Source organism: Streptomyces sp. SID5910 (assembly GCF_009862125.1).
Taxonomy (GTDB): Bacteria; Actinomycetota; Actinomycetes; order Streptomycetales; family Streptomycetaceae; genus Streptomyces.
Genome location: NZ_WWHX01000749.1, coordinates 1 through 3,584 on the forward strand (window position 1 = coordinate 1; position 3,584 = coordinate 3,584).

General features: G+C 74.4%; 4 protein-coding genes and 1 pseudogene. 2 read left to right on the forward strand and 3 right to left on the reverse strand.

The annotated features are described in order from the left end of the window. Positions 1-106: 106 nt before the first annotated feature. Positions 107-1,357, reverse strand: coding sequence for a helix-turn-helix domain-containing protein (locus GTW67_RS26440; RefSeq protein WP_161167294.1), 1,251 nt, complete (start codon positions 1,355-1,357; stop codon positions 107-109). Positions 1,358-1,508: 151 nt separating this feature from the next. Here GTW67_RS26440 and GTW67_RS26445 point away from each other — a divergent pair, with 151 nt between their 5' ends. Together GTW67_RS26445 and GTW67_RS26450 are read left to right on the forward strand one after the other, a co-directional pair. Further along, positions 1,509-1,925, forward strand: a complete 417-nt coding sequence (locus GTW67_RS26445; RefSeq protein WP_161167295.1) for an ATP-binding protein — start codon at positions 1,509-1,511, stop codon at positions 1,923-1,925. Next, complete coding sequence (locus tag GTW67_RS26450) at positions 1,922-2,083, forward strand: hypothetical protein (RefSeq protein WP_161167296.1); 162 nt, start codon at positions 1,922-1,924, stop codon at positions 2,081-2,083. Before GTW67_RS26445 ends, GTW67_RS26450 begins: the two co-directional genes overlap by 4 nt. Positions 2,084-2,166: 83 nt before the next feature. Here the strand turns inward: GTW67_RS26450 and GTW67_RS26455 are convergent, their stop codons facing one another. Together GTW67_RS26455 and GTW67_RS26460 are read right to left on the reverse strand one after the other, a co-directional pair. Next, positions 2,167-3,393, reverse strand: coding sequence for an MFS transporter (locus GTW67_RS26455; RefSeq protein WP_161167297.1), 1,227 nt, complete (start codon positions 3,391-3,393; stop codon positions 2,167-2,169). Positions 3,394-3,461: 68 nt separating this feature from the next. Beyond that, positions 3,462-3,584, reverse strand: a pseudogene (locus GTW67_RS26460) (malonic semialdehyde reductase); the annotation flags it as partial.

Sequence of the window (3,584 nt, forward strand, 5' to 3'; positions counted from 1 at the left end):
GCCCCTCTTGATCGTTCCCAGAGGCGCCGTCTCACCTCACCCGTACTGCCGGGCGGTGAGTGCCCGCACGCTTGGCGCACCAACACGCCGAACACTCGGCGTATCCCTAGGCAAGCAGCAGCTGTCCGTAGTCGGCCAGCACTTCGCGTGCCTCGGGTACGTCCTCGTACTCCTTCAGCCGGCGCAGGACCGTCCGGGCCCGCTCCGTCGTGCGCTCGGAGGAGAGATCCCCGGACGTGTCGATGACGCGGCGGGCCTCTTCGGCGGCCTGCTCGGGTTCGTTCGCGTCGGCCAGCGCCACGGCCAGCCATGACCGGTACAGGGCGACCTCCCTGGCGTGCGTGGCGTCGTAGCGTCCCAGCACGTCCTGGAGCAGCGGCACCGCGCGCAGCGGGCGGCGCAATTCGGTGAACACCCGGGCGTCCATGACCTCCAGCTCCTCGCGGTTCACCCAGTACGCCCATGTCGGCGCGGGAGGGCCGCCCGCGGCGTCCAGGGCGGAGTGCGCCTCCCCGAGTGCCCGCAGGGCCGGTTGAGCCTCCCCGGCACGCGTGTGCGCCCACGCCACGCGGTCCAGGAACAGGGCGCGCGCCGTGGCCGGAGCGTCCGGCCCGGCCTCCGTAACCGCCCCCTTCGCCAGCTCCAGGCCCTCCCGCTCCCGGCCGTTGTTCGTCAGGTGGTAGCCGAGGCTGCCCGCGAGCTGTGCCACTAGCGGCGCGTCCCCTGCCTGGCGGGCGGCCGAGAGCCCGAGCCGGTAGGCGTGCTCCGCGTCCTCACCCCGACCGGCGTCCGAGGCGATCCACCCGGCGATCTGCCCCAACTCCCCGATCTGCGTCAGCATGCCGCGCCCCGTCTCCTCGGAGTGCTCGGACTCGCGGTACAGCCGGACGGCGGCGCGCAGCTCACGGAAGGCCGGGCCGATCAGATCTCCGCCGGACAGCACGTCGTCCGCGAGCCGGAGGCCGTGCACGCGGGCCGCCAGGCCCTCCACGGTGGTGGCGCCGATTCGACGCCCGCAGCGCGCCGCCAAGGGCTCCAGCGCCTCCCCGTCCGGCAGCAGGTCCGCGAGGGTGGCCGTGACCCCGGGGAGAGTGACCTGAACGTCCCCCCGCGCGTACGCGGCTGCCTGCTCCAGCTCACGCAGCGGCACCCCGAGCACCTGGGCGAAGGCGGGCAGCCACACGTCCGGGATGCGCTCCCCACGCTCCCACCGGGAAACCTCGTTCCGCGTGATCGACTGGGCGCCCGACACGACGCACAGCATGGCGGCGAACTGCCGCTGCGACCGGCCGGAGTGCCGCCGCAGACCGGCGAGGTAGGCGCCGAACTCGCGGCGTCGCTCGGTGGTGTCGCTCATGGTGGCCCCCTTCCGGATCCAGTGTGGCCCCTCCCCGGCACCCTGGCTGGCTCCTCCGCATGATCACGGTTCCCGGTTACCTGAACGCGAAGCGCCCCGGCGGCCGTGCGACCGGCCCCGGGGCCGACCGATCTGAAGGAAGCAGACCGACGTGCCGCAACCTACGACTCGGACCCGCCGGACCGGGCATCCCGGGTACAGCGAGACCTTGCCGAGGCGGCCCGAGAGCGCGGCCACCGCGCGGCGCCTGCTTCGTACCGCCTGTGCTGTCTGGGGACTGGACGCCTTGGCCGAGGACGGGGCGCTGATCGTCTCCGAGCTGGTGGCCAACGCCGTGCAGCACGCCCGGCGGGAGTCCATCCGGGTCGTCATCGACCGCCTCGGTGCCGCGCGGGTGCGTGTCGGTGTCGCTGACTTCTCCCGGGCGCGGCCGGTGAAGCGCGAGGCGGACGACGACGAAGAGGGCGGGCGCGGTCTGCGTCTCGTGGCGGCGCTGGCCGCCGACTGGGGTACGGATGAGCGGCGCTGGGGCAAGATCGTGTGGGTGGACCTGGAGGGGCGCGGGTGACCACGGGAGAGGCTCCCGGCCGCAGCGCGGCGCGCGCCCATCTGTCGCAGTTGATCGGGCTGTTCGGCACGGACGGATGCCTGCGGATCAGTACGGTTCCCGCTGAACCCGGGCCGCCCGCCGTCGGCGGAGAGGCCGAGGACGACGAGCAGAACTGACCGCCCCCAGGCCCGGCGAAGCCCCGGCCGGGGACGCTGGGCGAGGCCGGGGCACGGGGGCGCGGAGTGCCGGGGCGTGGTGGTCAGGCGCCGAGGACGATCAGGGCCGCGATCGCGGGGCCGAACGCGCCGCCGAGTTGGTAGCCCAGGTTGAACAGGCCGATCGCCGTGGGGCGTTGGGGCGCGGGTGCGCTCTGGACGGCGAGTACTGCCAGGGTGGCCTGGCCCGCGCTGGTCGTGAACACGGCCAGTGTCGCGACGGGCAGGAGCAGCGGCGGCCAGGGAGTCAGCAGCGCGGCGAGCGGCGCCAGGGCTCCGGTGGTGAGCAGGACGGCCAGGACTCGGGGGCGGCCGAGGCGGGTGGCGGCGACGGCCAGCGCCATGGAGAGGGCGGAGCCGGTGAGGAGGGCGACCAGCTGGCCGGTGCCGATCGTGGAGGTCGTCCAGTCCGTGCGGTCGTGCAGCAGCTGCGGCACGGTGAACAGGAGTGTGAAGTACGAGGTCGCGAAGGCGCAGGCGAGCAGGGTGGAGAGGAGGAACGTCCTGGTGCGCAGCAGGGACAGGGGAACGAAGCCGGTGGGGTGGGACCGGATGTGCAGCGCGAGCAGCACGCCCGCCGTCAGGGAAGCGGTGGTCGCCGGTAGCGGGAAGCGGGGTACGAGGACGAGGAACGTGGCCAGGAGGACCAGCAGCGCGGCGCCCCGCCTGTCGAAGGGGGCGCTCTGACGGGGCGGGGCCGGGTCGGCGCGGCGGGCGACCAGGGGGAGGGCGAGGAGCGCCACCGCTCCGACGGCGAGGGAGACCCGCCAGGAAGCGGTGCCCGCGATCGCCGAGCCGAGCAGGGGTCCGACCGCGCCGAGGGCGCCGAAGCCCGCCGTGATCACGCCCATCCGGCGGATGGTGCCGGCCAGGCTCATCGCCGCGGTGACCAGGCCGGCGCCCCCCAGTGCCTGTGCCGCGCGCCCGGCCATGGCCAGCGGCAGCCAGGGCGCGACGGCCACGACCGCGGTGCCGGTCACGACGAGGGTCGCGCTCAGCCGGAGGACGGCACGCATGCCTCGGCGGCGCAGCAGTCCCGCCATCAGGGGCGTGCCGACGGCGACGGCCCAGGCGAACGCCGTGACGAGCCAGGTCGCCGTGGCGGTGCGGACGCCGAACGAATCGGCGATGTCCCCGAGGATCAGGACCGGGCTGTTGGCGCCGGCGGCGAGCGGGGTGGCCAGTAACGCGAGCCAGAGGGCGGGTACGGGACGTGGCTCCGGCGGTGGGGCGGTGCTGGGGAGCGGTCGGATGCGGTCGAGCAGGGACATGGCGGACTCCGCGGCAGGGTCGGGCGGGAGCGGGAGGGCGACGCGTGGGACAGCGGGGCGCGAACCGTTCAGACGGTGGTGACGACGTCGTCGTAGGCCAGGCGCGGCAAGCGCGGGAACCAGGCGTTGTCGCCCGGCCTGCCGATGTTGACGACCATCAGCGGGGTGTGGTCGTCGTCCAGGAACTCCTT